Raw genomic sequence first — 15,678 nt, 5'->3', positions numbered from 1 at the left:
CGTTGTGCCATCGACCACACCACCACCGGGGACCTGATGAAACCTGACAGCGCACTGGCCATCCACACCACCGGACTGATCAAACGGTTCGGCTCGAACACCGCCGTCGACGGCGTCGACCTGGCGGTCCCGACCGGCGGCGTGTACGGCGTGCTCGGCCCCAACGGCGCCGGGAAGACGACCACGATCCGCATGCTCGCGACCCTGCTCCCGATCGACGGCGGCTCCGCGCGCGTGCTCGGGCACGATGTCACCGCCGAGCCCGAGACCGTGCGCAGCAAGGTGTCGCTCACCGGGCAGTTCGCGTCGCTCGACGAGGATCTCACCGGCGTCGAGAACCTGCTGCTGCTCGGGCGCCTGTACGGCTACTCGCGCGCTGCGGCCCGTTCCCGCTGCGAACAGCTGCTGGACGCGTTCGGGCTCCGGGACGCGGGCGGACGGCAGGTCAAGACGTACTCCGGCGGGATGCGGCGGCGCATCGACATCGCCGCCAGCATCATCGTCACCCCCGAACTGATCTTCCTCGACGAGCCCACCACCGGCCTCGACCCGCGCAGTCGCAACCAGGTGTGGGAGATCGTCCGCGCGCTCGTCGCGGGCGGCACCACCGTGCTGCTCACGACGCAGTACCTCGACGAGGCCGACCAGCTCGCCGACCGGATCGCCGTCATCGACCACGGCAAGGTCATCGCCGAGGGCACCACCGGCGAGCTCAAGGCGTCGGTCGGATCGGGGGCACTGCACGTCCGCGTGGCCGAGCCCGCACGGCGCGCCGACGCCGCCGTCACGCTCGAGCGCGCCCTCGGGGTGCCGGTGACGCTGGAATCCGATCCGGCGGCGCTCACCGCCCGGATCGCCGACCCGCAGCGGGTCGCGCGCGCCCTGGCCGCGCTCGACGACGAGAACCTCGCGGTCACGACGTTCGCCCTGGGCCAGCCGAGCCTCGACGAGGTGTTCCTGGCGCTGACCGGGCACGGCGCCGAGTCGACCGACGACACCGACACCTTCCAGGAGACCGCGTCATGACCGACACCATCACCACCTCGGCCCGGAGCGTCGGCGACGTCCTGCAGATGCCGGGTCCCCGCCCGGCACGGCCCAACGCGTTGTCGACGTCCCTGTCGTTCGGCTGGCGGGCGCTGCTGAAGATCAAGCACGTGCCCGAGCAACTGTTCGACGTGACCATGTTCCCGATCATGTTCACGTTGATGTTCACGTTCCTGTTCGGAGGTGCGCTCGCGGGTTCGACCGGCGCCTACGTGCAGTTCCTGATTCCGGGCATCCTCGTGCAGACCGTCGTCATGATCACGATGTACACGGGTCTGACGCTCAACAAGGACATCGAGAAGGGCGTGTTCGACCGGTTCCGGTCGTTGCCGATCTGGCGCCCCTCACCGCTCGTGGGCGCGTTGTTCGGCGACATCGTCCGCTACACCATCGCGTCGGTGATCGTGCTCGTCCTGGGGCTGATCCTCGGGTTCCGGCCGGCCGGCGGCGTGCCCGGGGTGGTCGTCTCGGTGCTGCTGCTCCTGCTGTTCTCGTTCAGCCTGTCGTGGGTGTGGACGATGTTCGCGATGCTCCTGCGCACCGAGCAGGCCGTCATGGGCGTGTCGATGTTCATCTTGTTCCCGCTCACCTTCGCCAGCAACATCTTCGTCGATCCGTCGACGATGCCCGGCTGGCTCCAGGCCTTCGTCGAGGTCAATCCCATCAGCCACCTGGTGACCACGCTACGGTCACTGTCCGAGGGCTCGTTCGAGTTCGGTCAGCTCTCCGTCGTGCTGATGTGGTGTGCCGGGTTCATCGTCGTGTTCGGCCCGCTGACGATGCGGCTGTACAACCGCAAGACCTAGGCGTCCGCTCGGCGGCACCCGAGCACCGGACACGACAGTGGCTCGCAACCGTCGGTTGCGGGCCACTGTGGTGTCGAAGGTGCGGAAGTTTCTTCCTACGCCTTGGCCTCCTCGACGACCGCCTCGGCCGCCGTGTCGTCCTCCGGCTTCTGGATGTCGATCGTCTTCCGCAGCGGGGTGTTGGGAACGAAGATCACACACACCAGCGTGATCAGCGCGACGATCGCGGCGATCGTGAACAGCAGACCGGTCGCGTCACCGTAGGCGCCGCGGACGATCTCCGCGATGGGCCCCGGAAGTGCGTTCAGGTCCAGGTTCCCGCCGCTGCCGGGCGAGTGCGTGTCGATGCCGACCTTCGCGAATCCCTCGGCCGACAGCGTCGTGACGCGGGTGGCCAGGACCGAGCCCAGGACCGACACGCCGATCGCGCCGCCGAACGTCCGGAAGAAGGCGACCGAACTACTCGCTGCACCGATGTTGTGCACGCTCACGGTGTTCTGCACGGCCAGCACGAGGTTCTGCATCAGGCTGCCGACGCCGACGCCGACGATGGCGATGTACACGCCGATGAGCCACAGGCTCGTCTCGTGGTCGATCGTGCCGAGCAACCCGAACCCGATGACGAGCAGCACCGCACCGCCGATGATGAACGGCTTCCACTTACCGAACCGTGAGATGAGCTGGCCGGAGACCACCGAGGAGACCAGCATGCCCATCACCATCGGGATGGTCAGCACACCGGCGATCGTCGGGGTGTGCCCGCGGGCGGTCTGGAAGTACTGGCCCAGGAACGTCGTGGCGCCGAACATGCCGACACCGACCGCGATGGAGGCGATGATGGCCAGGCCCGTGGTCCGCTCGGTGATGATGGCGAGCGGGATGATCGGCGATTTCACCTTGGATTCGACGATCACGGTCGCGATCAGCAGCAGGACGCCGGCACCGACGTACAGTGCCGATTCCTTCGAGATCCAGTCGTAGTAGTCGGCCTTGCCGGCGAACGACACCCAGATCAGCAGGACGCTGACGCCGGCGGTCAGCAGCGTCGCACCCAGCCAGTCGATGGAGACGTCGGACTTGCGCTCGGTGGCGATGTGCAGCGTGCGCTGCAGCAGGAACAGGGCGATCACGGCGATCGGCACGCACACGAAGAAGCACCAGCGCCACCCCAGCGGGCTGTCGACGATGACGCCGCCGAGGATCGGGCCACCCGACATCGACACGGCCATCGCGGCACCCATGTAGCCGGAGTACCGACCGCGGTCGCGCGGCGGGATGATGCTGCCGATGATCGCGACCACCAGGGCGGTCAGGCCGCCCATGCCGATGCCCTGCACCACGCGGGCGGCCAGCAGAACCGGCACGTTGTGCGCGAAACCGGCGATGACCGAACCGATCACGAAGATCACGATCGACGTCTGGACGAGAATCTTCTTGTTGAACAGGTCGGCGAGCTTGCCCCAGATGGGGGTGGACGCCGCGTTGGCCAGCAGCGCGGTGGTGATCACCCACGCGTACTGGGTCTGGTTGCCCTTCAGGTCGCCGATGATCGTCGGCAGCGCCGTCGAGACGATCGTCGAACTGAGTAGCGCCGTGAACAGCGCCGCGATGAGGCCGGCAAGGACCTCGAGAATCTGGCGATGGGTCATCGCCTCGTCACCGGTGCCTGCCCGGCTCTCCCCCACTGGTGTCGTCATCGAAGTGCTCTCCCACATTGATCGGCTGTTAGAGACAAGGATTCGGAGCGTGGTGTCAGGGTGTCGGTGAGGCGCTCGATCGTGGTCAACGCGACCGCCGCCTCCTCCTGGCTCCAGCCACCGAGCAGGTCCCGTAGTCGCGCCGACCTGCCCTCCTTGGTGGTGTGCAGTACCTCGTGCCCCTTCTCCGAGACCTGGACACGGAATGCCCGTTTGTCGTCCGGGTCCGGATGTCGTTCGACGAGTCCGGCGTCGACCAACTCGGTCATCTGCCGGCTGAGCGCCGATTGGCTCACGCACAGAGCCGACGCGAGCTCGTTCTGTCGGCACGAGCCACGTGCCGACAGCGCCACGAGCACGACGACGAGCGCCGGCGCAATCGGATCGTCCGCCGCACTCGCGAGCGCGTTCCTCAAGGAACGGCCGAAGAGAAAGATGGCGTCGACCAGGGCCTGCGCGGTATCGGCCTGAACAGCCATCGGATACCCCGAATCCTCGAATGGTCCCAAGTGAATTACTTGCAGAACGCAACTATAGACATAGTTGCGTACGTCAAGCAATTACTTCGCAAAACCGACATACCGAACTTCGAGGGTTTTGACCTGCGGAAACGTCGATCTCGTCGCATGGCACTGTGGCGAGATCCACTCCCGGGGGCTCAGCGCGTCAGCAGCGCGAGGCTCTCCAAGTGGTGTGTGAGGGGGAAGGCGTCGAAGGCTCGGACCTGGGCGAGCCGGAAGCCGTGCTCCCGGTACAGCGCCACGTCCCGGGCGAACGACGCCGGGTCACACCCGATGTGCACGATCCGCTCCGCACCCGCCGCCGCGACCGCGGCCACGACGTCGCGGCCGGCGCCGGCCCGCGGCGGGTCGAGCACCACCACCTCGGGCGCCGGCAGCTCGGCCAGAGCGTGTTCGACCCGGGCGGCGTGCAGGTGCACCTGCGGCAGGTCTGCCAGCGCGGCCGCGCCCTCCGCGGCCGCGCGCCGGGAGAACTCGACGGAATCGACACGACCGGTGGGGCCCACCTGGTCGGCCAGCGTGGCCGCGAACACGCCGACGCCGCCGTACAGATCCCACACACGCGCACCGGCCGATGCCTGCGCCCACTCCCCGACCACCGACGAGTACGTCGCGGCGGCGCCGCGGTGAGCCTGCCAGAAGCCGGTCGCCGACAGCGTCCACTGCCGGTCGGCGACCCGCTCGACGGCCCGTCCGGACCCGATGACGACCCGCTCGGCGCGGCTGCCCGCGGCCGCTGCCCGACGGGCGGTCGCCCCGCGGCGACCCGGGCTGCGGCGCCCGGTCCGGGACACCTTGGGCGGCGCAATCTCCACCACGTGCCGCTCGCCGGCGGCGTCCAGCACCACCTGCACCTCGGCGCCGGGCTGCCAGGTCCGGTCCGCCAGACCGCTGTAGGCGTCCGGCTCGATCTGCGGGCAGGCCAGAAAGGTCTCGATGTCGGTGCTGCGGAAGTGGTGGAATCCCGGACGTCCCGCGGAGTCGACCGCGAGCCGCACCCGCGAGCGCCAGCCCGTCCCGTTCCCCGTGCCGGGCAGTTCCTCGACGGCGACGTCCATGTCGAGGCCTGCGACGCGGCGCAACTGCTCGGCGACGACCGACGACTTCATCGCCCGCTGCGCCGCGAGGGTCGCATGGGAGTAGTCGCAGCAACCGCCGCCGCCCGGACCCGAGATGGGACACAGCGGCGCCACGCGATCGGCGGACGCCTCGAGGATCTCGACGGCGTCGGCGCGGCAGAACGATCCGCCACGGTCCTCGGTGACGACCGCGACGACCTTCTCCCCCGGCAGCCCGTGCCGGACGAAGAGCACGCGCCCCTCGTGACGCGCGACACAGAAGCCGCCGTGGCCGGGATTGCCCAGCACCACCTCGAGCCGGCGTCCGGCCCAGTTCTCACTCACCTACCGGTCACTTGCCTTCCACATCGAATCCACGCCGGGTCGCGCCGGGCGCGTTGTCGACCCTTTCACGCTTGACCCGTTCGGACGAACTCAGCTGCCACGGCACACTCGTGACCATCACCCCGGGCTGGAACAGCAGCCGGCTCTTGAGGCGCAGCGCACTCTGGTTGTGGAGCAGCTGCTCCCACCAGTGTCCGACGACGTACTCGGGGATGAACACCGTCACGACGTCCCGGGGCGAATCGCGGCGCACCCGCCGCACGTATTCGAGCACCGGCTTCGTGATCTCGCGGTACGGGGATTCGATCACCTTGAGCGGCACGGTGATGTCGCTCTTCTCCCATTCCCGCACGAGTGCGCGGGTATCCGGCTCGTCGACGTTCACGGTGACGGCCTCGAGCGTGTCGGGCCGCGTGGCGCGTGCGTAGGCCAGCGCCCGCATCGTGGGCATGTGCATCTTGGAGACCAGCACGATCGAGTGGGTCCGGCTCGGCAGCACGCCGTCCCACTCCTGATCGTCGAGCTCGGCGGCGACACCGTCGTAGTGGCGGCGGATCGACTTCATCACGATGAAGATCGCGATCATCGCGACGATCGCGATCCACGCGCCGGCCGCGAACTTGGTGAGCAGCACGATCACCAGCACGGCGCCGGTCATCGCCAGCCCGATCGAGTTGATCACCCGCGAGCGCTTCATCCGATTGCGTTGCGCGGGATCGGTCTCCGAGCGCAGGTGCCGGGTCCAGTGCCGGATCATGCCGGTCTGGCTGAGCACGAACGAGACGAACACGCCGACGATGTAGAGCTGGATCAGTTTGGTGACCTCGGCGCCGAAGACGACGACGAAGGCCATGGCGGCACCCGAGAGGAACAGGATGCCGTTGCTGAACGCCAACCGGTCACCGCGAGTGTGCAGCTGACGGGGCAGGTATCGATCCTGCGCGAGGACGGACGCCAGCACCGGGAACCCGTTGAACGCGGTGTTCGCCGCGAGCACCAGGATGAGTGCGGTCACGATCGCGATGAAGAAGAATCCCACCGGGAAGCCCGAGAACACCGCCTCGGCGAGCTGGGCGATCAGCGTCTTCTGGTGGTAGCCCTCCGGCGCCCCGACGAGCTGGGTGGCCGGGTCGTGCGCGTAGACGATGCCGATCTTCTGGGCCAGGACGATGATGCCCATCAGCAGCGTGATGGCGAAGGTACCCAGCAGCAGCAGCGTCGTGGCGGCGTTGCGCGACTTGGGCTTCCGGAACGCCGGGACACCGTTGCTGATCGCCTCGACACCGGTCAGGGCCGCGCAGCCGGACGAGAACGCACGGGCGATCAGGAACGCGAAGGCGATGCCGTACAGGTGCGAGTCCTCGGCGTTGAGCTCGAACGACGACGACTCGGCGTGGACGTCGTCCCCGAACGCGTAGATCCGGACGAAGCCCCACACGAGCATGAGCAGCATGCCGACGATGAAGGCGTAGGTCGGGATCGCGAATGCGGTTCCGGACTCGCGGATCCCGCGCAGGTTGATCGCGGTCAACAGCGCGATCGCGGCGACCGCGAACAGCACCTTGTGCTCGGCGACGAACGGCACGGCGGACCCGATGTTCGACGCGGCCGAGGAGATCGACACCGCCACCGTGAGCACGTAGTCGACCATCAGCGCGCTGCCGACGGTCAACCCGGCGTTGGGCCCGATGTTGACGGTGGCCACCTCGTAGTCCCCGCCCCCGGAGGGATAGGCGTGCACGTTCTGCCGGTAGCTGGCGACGACCACCGCCATGACCACGGCGACGGCCAGGCCGATCCACGGGGTGTAGGCGTAGGCGGAGATGCCGGCGACCGACAACACCAGGAAGATTTCTTCCGGTGCGTAGGCGACCGACGACATCGCGTCCGACGCGAACACCGGGAGCGCGATCCGCTTGGGGAGAAGCGTGTGCCCGAGCTTGTCGCTACGGAACGGTCGCCCCAGAATCAGCCGCTTCGCAGCGGTGGAAACCTTCGACACCGCCAAAGCGTAAGCCGTCCGGACGCAACGCAGGCAGCAGGGCGGCGTCGTGGGCGATTTTTCCGATTCCTTGCTCCGCGTCCGACCCCGCCGCCACCGCTGTGCCCGCTCCGACGATTCGCGCTGTACGGTTCGATTCGACGCCGACGGCACCCCGTCGGCCGCTGCGCAAGGAACGGAGTGCCGGGTGTACGTAGTCGTCATGGGGTGTGGCCGCGTCGGCTCGTCCCTCGCTACCGCACTGAGCCGGATCGGCCACGAGGTGGCCGTCATCGATCGCGACCCCAGTGCCTTCCTCCGCCTGGGCCCCGACTTCTCCGGCCACACCGTCGTGGGCATGGGCTTCGACCGGGACGTGCTCGTCCGCGCCGGCATCGAGCGGGCGCAGGCCTTCGCCGCCGTGTCGTCCGGCGACAACTCCAACATCATCTCCGCGCGGGTCTCGCGCGAGACGTTCGGCGTCGAGCGTGTCGTCGCCCGCATCTACGACGCCAAGCGCGCCGCCGTCTACGAGCGCCTCGGCATCCCGACGATCGCGACCGTGCCGTGGACCACCGACCGCTTCATGCTGGCACTGGCCCAGGACGACCAGATGGCGAAATGGCGGGATCCCTCGGGCACCGTCGTCGTCACCGAGTTGTCGCTGCACGAGGACTGGGTCGGGCGCAGCATCACCGAACTCGAGGCCGCGACGTCGTCGCGGGTGTCGTTCGTCATCCGCTTCGGCTCCGGCATCCTGCCCGACCGCAAGACCGTCATCCAGGCGCAGGACCAGGTGTACGTCGCGGCCGTCTCGGGGACCGTCGCCGAGGCCGTGGCCCTCGCCGGCAACCCGCCGCCGTCCGACGACTGATCTCGCGCCGCTCATGTCCCCCTTCTCGATCGACTACCCGATTGGATGCCTCCGATGAGAGTGGCCATCGCAGGAGCCGGCGCCGTAGGCCGCTCCATCGCCCGTGAGCTCGTCCGCAGCGACCACCACGTCATGCTGCTCGAGCGCAAGCTCGAGCACGTCGAACCCGAGGTCATCCCCCAGGCCGAGTGGGTGCACGCCGACGCGTGCGAGCTGAGCCTGCTCGAGGCGGCGCACCTGGAGACGTACGACGTCGTGATCGCCGCGACCGGCGACGACAAGGCCAACATCGTGCTGAGCCTGCTCGCCAAGACGGAGTTCGGCGCGCCCCGCGTCGTGGCCCGGGTCAACGACCCCCGCAACGAATGGCTGTTCGACGACTCGTGGGGCGTCGACGTCGCCGTGTCGACCCCCCGGATGCTCGCCTCGCTCGTCGAGGAAGCGGTCACGGTCGGCGACCTGGTGCGTTTGATGACGTTCCGTCAGGGGCAGGCGAACCTCGTCGAGATCACCCTGCCCGACGACACCGGTCTGGCGGGCAAGCCGGTCCGCAAGATCCGGCTTCCGCGCGACGTCGCGCTGGTGACGATCCTGCGCGGCGGCCGGGTGATCGTGCCGCAGCCGGACGACCCGCTCGAGGGCGGCGACGAGCTGCTGTTCGTCGCGGCCGTCGAGGTCGAGGACGAGCTACGCGCCGCGGTCGACATCTGAACCGGGGTCGACCTCACCGGTCGTACCGGGTTCGAGTTCGGCCGGGTCCGGCGCGGGCTCGACGATCCGGTCCGCCCGGCGCACGGCCCACACGGTCACCAGCAGCGCGAGGCCGGTGAGCGGCCACCCCATGCCGATGCGGGAAACGGCCAGCCAGCCCGTCTGGTCCGCGTCGTAGAGCTGGGACTGGACGAGGTAGCGGGCACCGAACACCAGCGCCCACGCGACGGTCGCGATGTCGTACGCGCGGACGGCCCCCGGGTGTGCGCGCCACGCGTTGCGGTGCCCGTTGAGGTAACCCCAGGCCACACCCACGAGGGGGCGGCGCACGACGATCGAGAGCACGAAGACGGCGGCGTACACGAGGCTGGTGTAGATGCCGAAGAGGAAGTACCCCTTGGCATCACCGGTCCGGTATGCGATGAACGCGCACACGCCCACACCCAGGAAGCCGGAGATCGCGGGCTGGATGGCGCCGCGCCGGACGACGCGCCACACCAGGATGGCCGCGGCGACGCCGAGCGCGATCCACACGGCCGGGGCCAGGCCCCAGATGCTGTTCGCCGGAACGAAGGCGATGATCGGCAGCGTCGAGTAGACCAGCCCACTGAGGCCCCCGAGCTGCTCGAGGATCGTCTGCTGCTTCGTTTCGGTCACGCGACGAGAGTGCCACATCCGGGACGCGGGCGTCCCGAGCAGGGCTCGGCGGTCAGGATTCGCCGCGAAGCTCGTAGTACGGGTTGAAGATGACCTTCTGGCCGTCGCTGTCCCCCACGCGACCACGCACCAGCAGGGTCTTGCCGGGCTCGATGCCCGGAATGCGCCGGCGGCCGATCCACACCAGCGTGACCGGGTCGGTGCCGTCGAAGAACTCGGCCCGGACGCTGGCGTTGGCGGCCTTGGGACACGCCTCGACGCTACGCAACCGGCCGAGCATCGTGACTTCTTCGCCGCGCGTGCAGTCGCAGGCCCGCGTGGCGCCCGAGGCCTGCGCCGTCTCCACCATCTCCTCGGCATCGAGCTGCTCGAGATCCTCGGTGAGTTTGCGAGTCAGCCGACGAAAGTAACCTGCGGCGGCGGGGGCCATAGCGCGCTCCTGGACAACTGGCAGCGCGGGATGCGCTGCACGGTAAGACTTCACGAGGGCTGTCGGGGCCCTTCTCGGTGGATCTGATGGTCTATCTGTTGGTCACTGTAACCCCAAAGTGACCTGACAACCACAGCCGTGTGGTGTCGGCCTCCACCCGACCGGGCAAGATCGACTCATGCAACAGCGCACGTGGCCCGCTTCGGCCGTCGTCCTTCCCGGAACCGGCTCCGACGCAAACTTCGCCGATCGCGCCTTCCGAACGGCATTGGCGCAGGTCGGAGTGGATACGGTCGCGGTCGAACCCGACCCGCGCCGGGTGGTCGGCAGCTATCGGGACGCCATGGATCGGGCGGCCGACCGCCACGGGCGGATCGTCGTCGGCGGGGTGTCGATCGGCGCGGCCGTCGCGCTCGAGTGGGCGTGTGCGAATCCCGACCGGGTGGCGGCGGTGCTGGCCGCGCTGCCCGCGTGGACGGGTTCGCCGGTCGACGCACCGGCTGCCGCGAGCGCCGTCTTCACCGCGACGCAGCTGCGCGCCCACGGACTCGACGCCGTCACCGCCGAGATGACGGCGTCGAGTCCGCCGTGGCTCGCCGACGAGCTGGCCCGGTCGTGGCGCGCGCAGTGGCCGGATCTGCCGTCCGCGCTGGAGGAAGCGGCCGCGTACCACGCCCCGGGTACCGACATGCTCGCCGGCCTGCGCGTGCCCGTCGGAGTGGCTGCCGCGGTGGACGACGCCGTCCACCCGCTGACGGTGGCGAAGGAGTGGACGGCCGCGTTGCCGCGCGCGGCGATGTGCGAATTGACGCTCGACGAGATCGGTGCCGATCCGGCTGCACTGGGCAGGGCGACCCTCACCGCTCTCGAGCGCGTCCTCTGACGGCGGCCGACGGGGCGCCGTCCGCCGTCAGCCGAAGAGGCGACCGGTGGCCGTCGCGGTGGCGACCAGCCGGTCGCGTTCGTCAGTGGTGCGGTGGCGATGTGCACGGGCCTGCGCCTCTCGTACGGGTGCGGTTCGGTGTGATGTCCGAGCCTGCGTAGGAGAGGGCGCGGTGTCGATTACCCCGGAGGTAACGGCCGCCGCGCGGAGCTACAGTCCGAGCTGCTGCATCGCCGACCCGGACTCGCCGCGCCGCGGCGGCTCCGACCCGTTCGACGACGGCGGCTGAGGCTGCGTCTGCTGCTGCGCTCCCTGTGGGGCGTCCTGCTGCTGGGCCGCCTGTTGCGCGGCAGCCTGCTGCTGGGCCAGCTGCTGCTGGTGGGCCGCCATGAGCTGTTCGACGAGGACCTGCGGCAGCACGATCGGCAGCGGCGTCCGCACCGGATGCGGCTCGGTACCGCGCTTGACGATGGTGCCGCGCAGGACGGCCCGGGCGATCTCGACGAGCGGCGACCCTGCCGCGACGTTGCCGGTCGGGCCGGCGACGACACAGCGGACCATCCAGCGGGCCCCGTCGACGCCGATGAACCGCAGATCCGCGTTGGGGGTCACGCCGAGCACCTCGCGCCCCCACGGTCCGCTCTCGACACTGACCTCGGCGTTGTCGCCGCGCAGCGAGTCGGCCAACTCGGAGGCCACCTCGCGCCACTGGCCGGGAGACTTGGGCGCCGTGTACGCCGAGACGGTGATACGCCCGAACTGGGTGACCAGGTGCACCGCCTGGGGCGCACCCTCCTGGGACATCTCGACCTGCAGCTGGGCGCCGTCCGGAATCGGCAGCAGCACCGAGCCCAGGTCGAGCCGGCCGGACGCCAGCTCCGCCTCGTCCTCGTCCAGCTCACTCACGTCGTACGGGCCGCCGTCGACGGCGCCCACGGGCGTGTCGAGCGCGGCGTCCTCGTCCACGTCCCGGTCGACCTCCGAGCCGGCCTCGACCGGTTCGACGGCCGATTCCGGCGCGGCCTCGTTCTTCTTGCGACGTCCGAACATGCGATCAGGCCCCTTCCCTCGGCAGCCGCGTCAACTCGTGCGGGCGGCCTTCCGTACCGTCGACATCCTGATCGGCATTGTGCGCCACGAGACTCTCGTGCCCACCACTGGACCCGTAACCACCTGCGCCGCGGGCGGTTTCGTCGAGAGAATCGACCTCCACGAAGTCGACGAGCTCCACCTTCTGCACCACCAGCTGCGCGATGCGGTCCCCGCGCCGCAGCACGATGGGACTCTCGAGGTCGTGGTTGATCAGGCAGACCTTGATCTCACCGCGGTAGCCGGCGTCGATGGTGCCGGGCGTGTTCACGACGGACAGACCGGTCTTGGCGGCCAGTCCGGACCGCGGGTGCACGAGGCCCACCGTCCCGATCGGTAGTGCGACCGCGATACCCGTCCCGACCAGAACACGGCGTCCGGGTTCGATGGTCACGTCGGTCGTGGTGCACAGGTCGACTCCGGCGTCGCCGTGGTGTGCCCGCTGGGGCAACGGGATACCGGGGTCCAGTCGCTTCAGCGCGATGGCAGGAAGATCGCTCACGTGCACCGAGACTACTCTGGAACCGTGCCCGAATCGTCTCAGCCCGCAGCAACCACCGACACCCGAGCGCCGATCTACTCCGAGCGTCTCTGGGTCCCGTTGTGGTGGTGGCCCGCCGGTTTGCTCATCGCCGGTCTGCTCGCCGCGGAGATCCACATGGGATCTCCCGGTGTCCGCGCCTGGCTCCCGTACGTCCTGCTGTTCCCGTTCCCGGTGTGGGCGCTGCTGTGGGTGTCGCGTGTTCGCGTGGAGGTGTTCGACGGCCCGGACGCCGAACTGAGAGTCGGCCGGGCCCATCTGCCGCTGTCGGTGGTCGCTCGGACCGCGGCGATTCCGCCGTCGGCGAAGAGCGCCGCCCTCGGTCGTCAACTCGATCCGGCGGCATTCGTTCAGAATCGGTCGTGGGTCAAGGACACCGTCCTGATCGTCCTCGACGATCCCGAGGACCCCACACCGTATTGGTTGGTCAGCACGAGGCGGCCAGCGGAGTTGCTGGCCGCCATCGGCCGCGGGACTGCCTCCGGCGGCTAGTCCGTCATCTGCGCCGTCGGCGTCAGGCGGCGCAGTCCATGCAGATCATGACGCCGTTCTCCTCACTCGCGAGACGGCTGCGGTGGTGCACCAGGAAGCAGCTCGCACAGGTGAACTCGTCCGCCTGCTTGGGCACCACCCGTACCGACAGTTCCTCGCCCGAGAGGTCCGCACCGGGGAGTTCGAACGACTCCGCGGTGTCGGACTCGTCGACGTCGACGACCGCCGACTGCGCCTCGTTGCGTCGTGCCTTCAGTTCTTCGAGTGAATCCTCCGAAACCTCGTCGGTTTCGGACCGCCTGGGTGCGTCGTAGTCGGTAGCCATTTCCTCTTCCCCTCGTCCTCTTGCGTGTATCCCCGGTATCCGGGCCTCCGAAACCGATCGGTGACGGCGATCCACGGAAACCGACAGTGGTGTAGATCCATTCCTGTGGCAGTGACAACGCCTCAGGTCACCGGAAAGTGCCCGGACCAGCTAGCCGAACACATGACCTACACCTCACTTCTGTTTCCTCCGGACCCTCACGAAATCGTGTGTTCTCACGACTGGGGCCGCCAGACAATAGCCGACGCATCGACGAAAGTGGCAACCGAACCGGACACCGCCGAAAAGTGTCCGACAATCGTCACCGCGTCCAGAGCAACTCGAGACACTCCTGCGCCGGCCATGTGACGGACGGCTGCGGGGCAGGGATCTACAGTTGGCGGCGGGACGGACGCGGCCGGGGCAATCGTGGCCGGAACCACACCGATCCTTTTCCTTGCCTCCCCGCGGGCCCCGATCCCGCGCGCCCGATCGAAAGGTCGACACACCGTGGTTTCACTGATCACCGATGGGAGTTCGACCGACGCCGGCGGCCGCCCGTTCCGCCGCCGCCGCGCCGTCCCGGTGATCGCGTTGATCGCTGTCCTCGCCGTTCTCGGCGGCGTGCTGTGGGTGCGGATCCTGACCGAGCCCGAGGCGTACGCGACGACGGTGGACTGCAATCCACCGGTCATGCCCAAGGCGCCGGATGCGCCCACCCCACAGCCACCCGGGGAGGTGATGAGCCGGGACACCCTGCTCGACGTCCAGCCGGCCCCGCTGTCGGCGACCAAGGTGCGCGTCTTCAACGCGAACGGTGAGCGTGGCCAGGCCGCCGACGTGGCCACGCAGCTGCGCGACTACGGCTTCGCCAGCGCGCCGGACGTCCAGGTGGGCAACGATCCCGTCTACGTCGACCAGAACCTGCAGTGCCACGGTCAGATCCGGTTCGGCGCGGCAGGCACGGCGGCCGCGAGCGCGCTCTGGCTGGTGGCGCCGTGCGCCGAGCTGGTCCAGGACGCACGCCCCGACGACACCGTCGACCTCGCGCTCGGCACGTACTTCGCGAAGAGCATCACGCCCAACGCCGACGCCGAGGAGGTGCTCAGCGCGCTGAAGGACGCGGTCCCGAGCAGCACGCCCGCGCCCCTCGACCCGGGGTTGCTGAGCGCCGCTCGCACCGCCCGCTGCTGAGCGGGTCGGCCGCCCGGCTCAGCGGATCGGGTCGAACCCGCCCACGGACCGGAAGACCGCCTCGAATTCGTCGGCGATTCCCGGTGCCATCGCGATCACGACGGCTCCCGCGTCGCCGCGGGTGTCCGGCGCCGGCACGTGCACCCGCGCTCCCGCCTCCTGCGCGATGAGCGCACCGGCCGCCCAGTCCCACGGATTGAGCCCGTGCTCGAAATGCGCGTCCACCCGGCCGGACGCCACCATGCACAGGTCCAGCGCCGCGGACCCGATGCGGCGGATGTCGCGGACGTGCGGCAGCAACGCACCGATCAGCCGGCCCTGTTGCCGCCGCCGTTCGGCGTCGTACGCGAACCCCGTCGCGAGCAGCGTGAAGGACGCGTCGGTCACCGGGTTGCACGACAGCACACCGGAACTGCCGTCGGCGCCCGTGTAGGACGCGCCCTCGCCCACCGCCGCCGAGTACGTGACCCCGGCCGCGACGTCGACGACCGCTCCGGCCACCGAGATCCCGTCCACCTGCGCCGCGACCGACACCGCGTAGGCGGGGATGCCGTACAGGAAGTTCACGGTGCCGTCGATCGGATCGACCACCCACCGCACGCCCTCGACGGCCTCGTCGCCCCCGCCCTCCTCGCCCAGGATGCCGTCGTGCGGCCGCAGGTACGCCAGGCGCGCCCGAACGAAGTGCTCGGCCTCGGTGTCGACGACGGTCACGGGGTCGGTGGGCGTGGACTTGCTCCGGACCGCAGAGTCCTCGGAGGCCGCAGCGTTCTCGGAGTCCCCGGCGTTCGCAGCGTCCCCGGTATTCCCGGCGTCCGAGCCGCGGCGCGGCGCCCCCATCTCGCCGAACACCTCGGGTCGGCGCTCGCGCACGAGCGCGGCGGCCGCCTCCGCGACGGTCACCGCCACCTCCCGGAGGACGACGGGATCGGTCGGGACGGATCGGCCTGCGGTGGAACTGTCGGTGGCACGCATGCCTGTATCGCACCACATCCGCGCGGCCCCTCACCACCGGTACCGCGAAGCCGAACGGACCGCGACCCACTAC

General features: G+C 69.3%; 17 protein-coding genes. 7 read left to right on the top strand and 10 right to left on the bottom strand.

What is annotated here, in order from left to right:
* Positions 1 to 36 precede the first annotated feature (36 nt).
* Both E7742_RS06010 and E7742_RS06005 read left to right on the top strand, forming a co-directional pair.
* Positions 37 to 1,026 carry an ATP-binding cassette domain-containing protein gene (locus tag E7742_RS06010; RefSeq protein ID WP_137798127.1) on the top strand — a complete coding sequence of 330 codons (990 nt, stop codon included), beginning with the start codon at positions 37 to 39 and terminating at the stop codon, positions 1,024 to 1,026.
* Positions 1,023 to 1,853: an ABC transporter permease gene (locus tag E7742_RS06005; protein ID WP_137798126.1), complete on the top strand. Its 831-nt coding sequence runs from the start codon at positions 1,023 to 1,025 to the stop codon at positions 1,851 to 1,853. The genes E7742_RS06010 and E7742_RS06005 overlap by 4 nt, the downstream gene beginning before the upstream one ends.
* Before the next feature lie 95 nt (positions 1,854 to 1,948).
* Here the strand turns inward: E7742_RS06005 and E7742_RS06000 are convergent, their stop codons facing one another.
* The 4 genes from E7742_RS06000 to E7742_RS05985 all read right to left on the bottom strand — a co-directional run bounded on the left by E7742_RS06000 (position 1,949) and on the right by E7742_RS05985 (position 7,476).
* Positions 1,949 to 3,502 (bottom strand): MDR family MFS transporter, encoded by a 1,554-nt coding sequence (locus E7742_RS06000; protein ID WP_137801056.1) that lies wholly within the window; start codon positions 3,500 to 3,502, stop codon positions 1,949 to 1,951.
* 44 nt (positions 3,503 to 3,546) lie between these two features.
* Positions 3,547 to 4,029, bottom strand: a complete 483-nt coding sequence (locus E7742_RS05995) for a MarR family winged helix-turn-helix transcriptional regulator (RefSeq protein ID WP_137798125.1) — start codon at positions 4,027 to 4,029, stop codon at positions 3,547 to 3,549.
* A gap of 179 nt (positions 4,030 to 4,208) precedes the next feature.
* Entirely contained in the window at positions 4,209 to 5,474 is a 1,266-nt protein-coding gene (locus E7742_RS05990) for a class I SAM-dependent RNA methyltransferase (RefSeq protein WP_137798124.1), read from the bottom strand.
* A 7-nt stretch (positions 5,475 to 5,481) separates the two neighbouring features.
* A complete protein-coding gene (locus E7742_RS05985; RefSeq protein WP_137798123.1) occupies positions 5,482 to 7,476 on the bottom strand; it encodes an APC family permease in 1,995 nt (664 codons plus the stop codon).
* A gap of 187 nt (positions 7,477 to 7,663) precedes the next feature.
* Between E7742_RS05985 and E7742_RS05980 the strand changes: the two genes are divergently transcribed.
* On the top strand, positions 7,664 to 8,329 hold the full coding sequence (locus tag E7742_RS05980) for a potassium channel family protein (RefSeq protein ID WP_137798122.1): 666 nt from the start codon (positions 7,664 to 7,666) through the stop codon (positions 8,327 to 8,329).
* A gap of 54 nt (positions 8,330 to 8,383) precedes the next feature.
* On the top strand, positions 8,384 to 9,040 hold the full coding sequence (locus E7742_RS05975) for a potassium channel family protein (RefSeq protein ID WP_137798121.1): 657 nt from the start codon (positions 8,384 to 8,386) through the stop codon (positions 9,038 to 9,040).
* On the opposite strand, the gene E7742_RS05970 is transcribed toward E7742_RS05975, so the two are convergent.
* Positions 9,017 to 9,697: a DUF3159 domain-containing protein gene (locus tag E7742_RS05970; RefSeq protein ID WP_175420416.1), complete on the bottom strand. Its 681-nt coding sequence runs from the start codon at positions 9,695 to 9,697 to the stop codon at positions 9,017 to 9,019. The two genes, E7742_RS05975 and E7742_RS05970, sit on opposite strands and share 24 nt — an antisense overlap.
* Before the next feature lie 52 nt (positions 9,698 to 9,749).
* The gene (locus E7742_RS05965) at positions 9,750 to 10,127 is read right to left on the bottom strand and encodes an OB-fold nucleic acid binding domain-containing protein (protein WP_137798119.1); all 378 of its coding nucleotides are present in this window, start codon (positions 10,125 to 10,127) and stop codon (positions 9,750 to 9,752) included.
* Between the two features lie 178 nt (positions 10,128 to 10,305).
* On the opposite strand from E7742_RS05965, the gene E7742_RS05960 reads away from it, so the two are divergent.
* A complete protein-coding gene (locus E7742_RS05960) occupies positions 10,306 to 11,010 on the top strand; it encodes an alpha/beta hydrolase (protein ID WP_137798118.1) in 705 nt (234 codons plus the stop codon).
* Positions 11,011 to 11,220: 210 nt separating this feature from the next.
* On the opposite strand, the gene E7742_RS05955 is transcribed toward E7742_RS05960, so the two are convergent.
* Both E7742_RS05955 and dut read right to left on the bottom strand, forming a co-directional pair.
* The gene (locus tag E7742_RS05955; RefSeq protein ID WP_137798117.1) at positions 11,221 to 12,060 is read right to left on the bottom strand and encodes a DUF3710 domain-containing protein; all 840 of its coding nucleotides are present in this window, start codon (positions 12,058 to 12,060) and stop codon (positions 11,221 to 11,223) included.
* Positions 12,061 to 12,064: 4 nt separating this feature from the next.
* Entirely contained in the window at positions 12,065 to 12,607 is a 543-nt protein-coding gene (gene dut / locus E7742_RS05950) for a dUTP diphosphatase (RefSeq protein WP_137798116.1), read from the bottom strand.
* A gap of 18 nt (positions 12,608 to 12,625) precedes the next feature.
* Between dut and E7742_RS05945 the strand changes: the two genes are divergently transcribed.
* Positions 12,626 to 13,132 (top strand): DUF3093 domain-containing protein, encoded by a 507-nt coding sequence (locus E7742_RS05945; RefSeq protein WP_137798115.1) that lies wholly within the window; start codon positions 12,626 to 12,628, stop codon positions 13,130 to 13,132.
* Between the two features lie 22 nt (positions 13,133 to 13,154).
* Here E7742_RS05945 and E7742_RS05940 read toward each other — a convergent pair whose 3' ends face one another.
* Positions 13,155 to 13,457: a DUF4193 domain-containing protein gene (locus E7742_RS05940; protein WP_005513624.1), complete on the bottom strand. Its 303-nt coding sequence runs from the start codon at positions 13,455 to 13,457 to the stop codon at positions 13,155 to 13,157.
* Positions 13,458 to 13,946: 489 nt separating this feature from the next.
* On the opposite strand from E7742_RS05940, the gene cei reads away from it, so the two are divergent.
* Complete coding sequence (cei, locus tag E7742_RS05935) at positions 13,947 to 14,630, top strand: envelope integrity protein Cei (protein WP_137798114.1); 684 nt, start codon at positions 13,947 to 13,949, stop codon at positions 14,628 to 14,630.
* Positions 14,631 to 14,648: 18 nt separating this feature from the next.
* Here cei and E7742_RS05930 read toward each other — a convergent pair whose 3' ends face one another.
* On the bottom strand, positions 14,649 to 15,605 hold the full coding sequence (locus E7742_RS05930) for an inositol monophosphatase family protein (protein ID WP_137798113.1): 957 nt from the start codon (positions 15,603 to 15,605) through the stop codon (positions 14,649 to 14,651).
* Positions 15,606 to 15,678: the final 73 nt, after the last annotated feature.

It is taken from the genome of Rhodococcus sp. SGAir0479 (assembly GCF_005484805.1).
Taxonomy (GTDB): Bacteria; Actinomycetota; Actinomycetes; order Mycobacteriales; family Mycobacteriaceae; genus Prescottella.
Note: the sequence above shows the minus strand (reverse complement) of the source record. Positions and strands in the feature narration are given on the sequence as shown.

What these genes read in the sequence shown, in the direction of transcription:
- E7742_RS05940 (WP_005513624.1), bottom strand. Translation starts at nt 13,457, where the DNA reads ATGGCTACCGACTACGACGCACCCAGGCGGTCCGAAACCGACGAGGTT.
- E7742_RS05995 (WP_137798125.1), bottom strand. Translation starts at nt 4,029, where the DNA reads ATGGCTGTTCAGGCCGATACCGCGCAGGCCCTGGTCGACGCCATCTTT.
- E7742_RS05955 (WP_137798117.1), bottom strand. Translation starts at nt 12,060, where the DNA reads ATGTTCGGACGTCGCAAGAAGAACGAGGCCGCGCCGGAATCGGCCGTC.
- E7742_RS06005 (WP_137798126.1), top strand. Translation starts at nt 1,023, where the DNA reads ATGACCGACACCATCACCACCTCGGCCCGGAGCGTCGGCGACGTCCTG.
- E7742_RS05975 (WP_137798121.1), top strand. Translation starts at nt 8,384, where the DNA reads ATGAGAGTGGCCATCGCAGGAGCCGGCGCCGTAGGCCGCTCCATCGCC.
- E7742_RS06010 (WP_137798127.1), top strand. Translation starts at nt 37, where the DNA reads ATGAAACCTGACAGCGCACTGGCCATCCACACCACCGGACTGATCAAA.
- E7742_RS05960 (WP_137798118.1), top strand. Translation starts at nt 10,306, where the DNA reads ATGCAACAGCGCACGTGGCCCGCTTCGGCCGTCGTCCTTCCCGGAACC.
- E7742_RS05930 (WP_137798113.1), bottom strand. Translation starts at nt 15,605, where the DNA reads ATGCGTGCCACCGACAGTTCCACCGCAGGCCGATCCGTCCCGACCGAT.
- E7742_RS05965 (WP_137798119.1), bottom strand. Translation starts at nt 10,127, where the DNA reads ATGGCCCCCGCCGCCGCAGGTTACTTTCGTCGGCTGACTCGCAAACTC.
- E7742_RS06000 (WP_137801056.1), bottom strand. Translation starts at nt 3,502, where the DNA reads ATGACCCATCGCCAGATTCTCGAGGTCCTTGCCGGCCTCATCGCGGCG.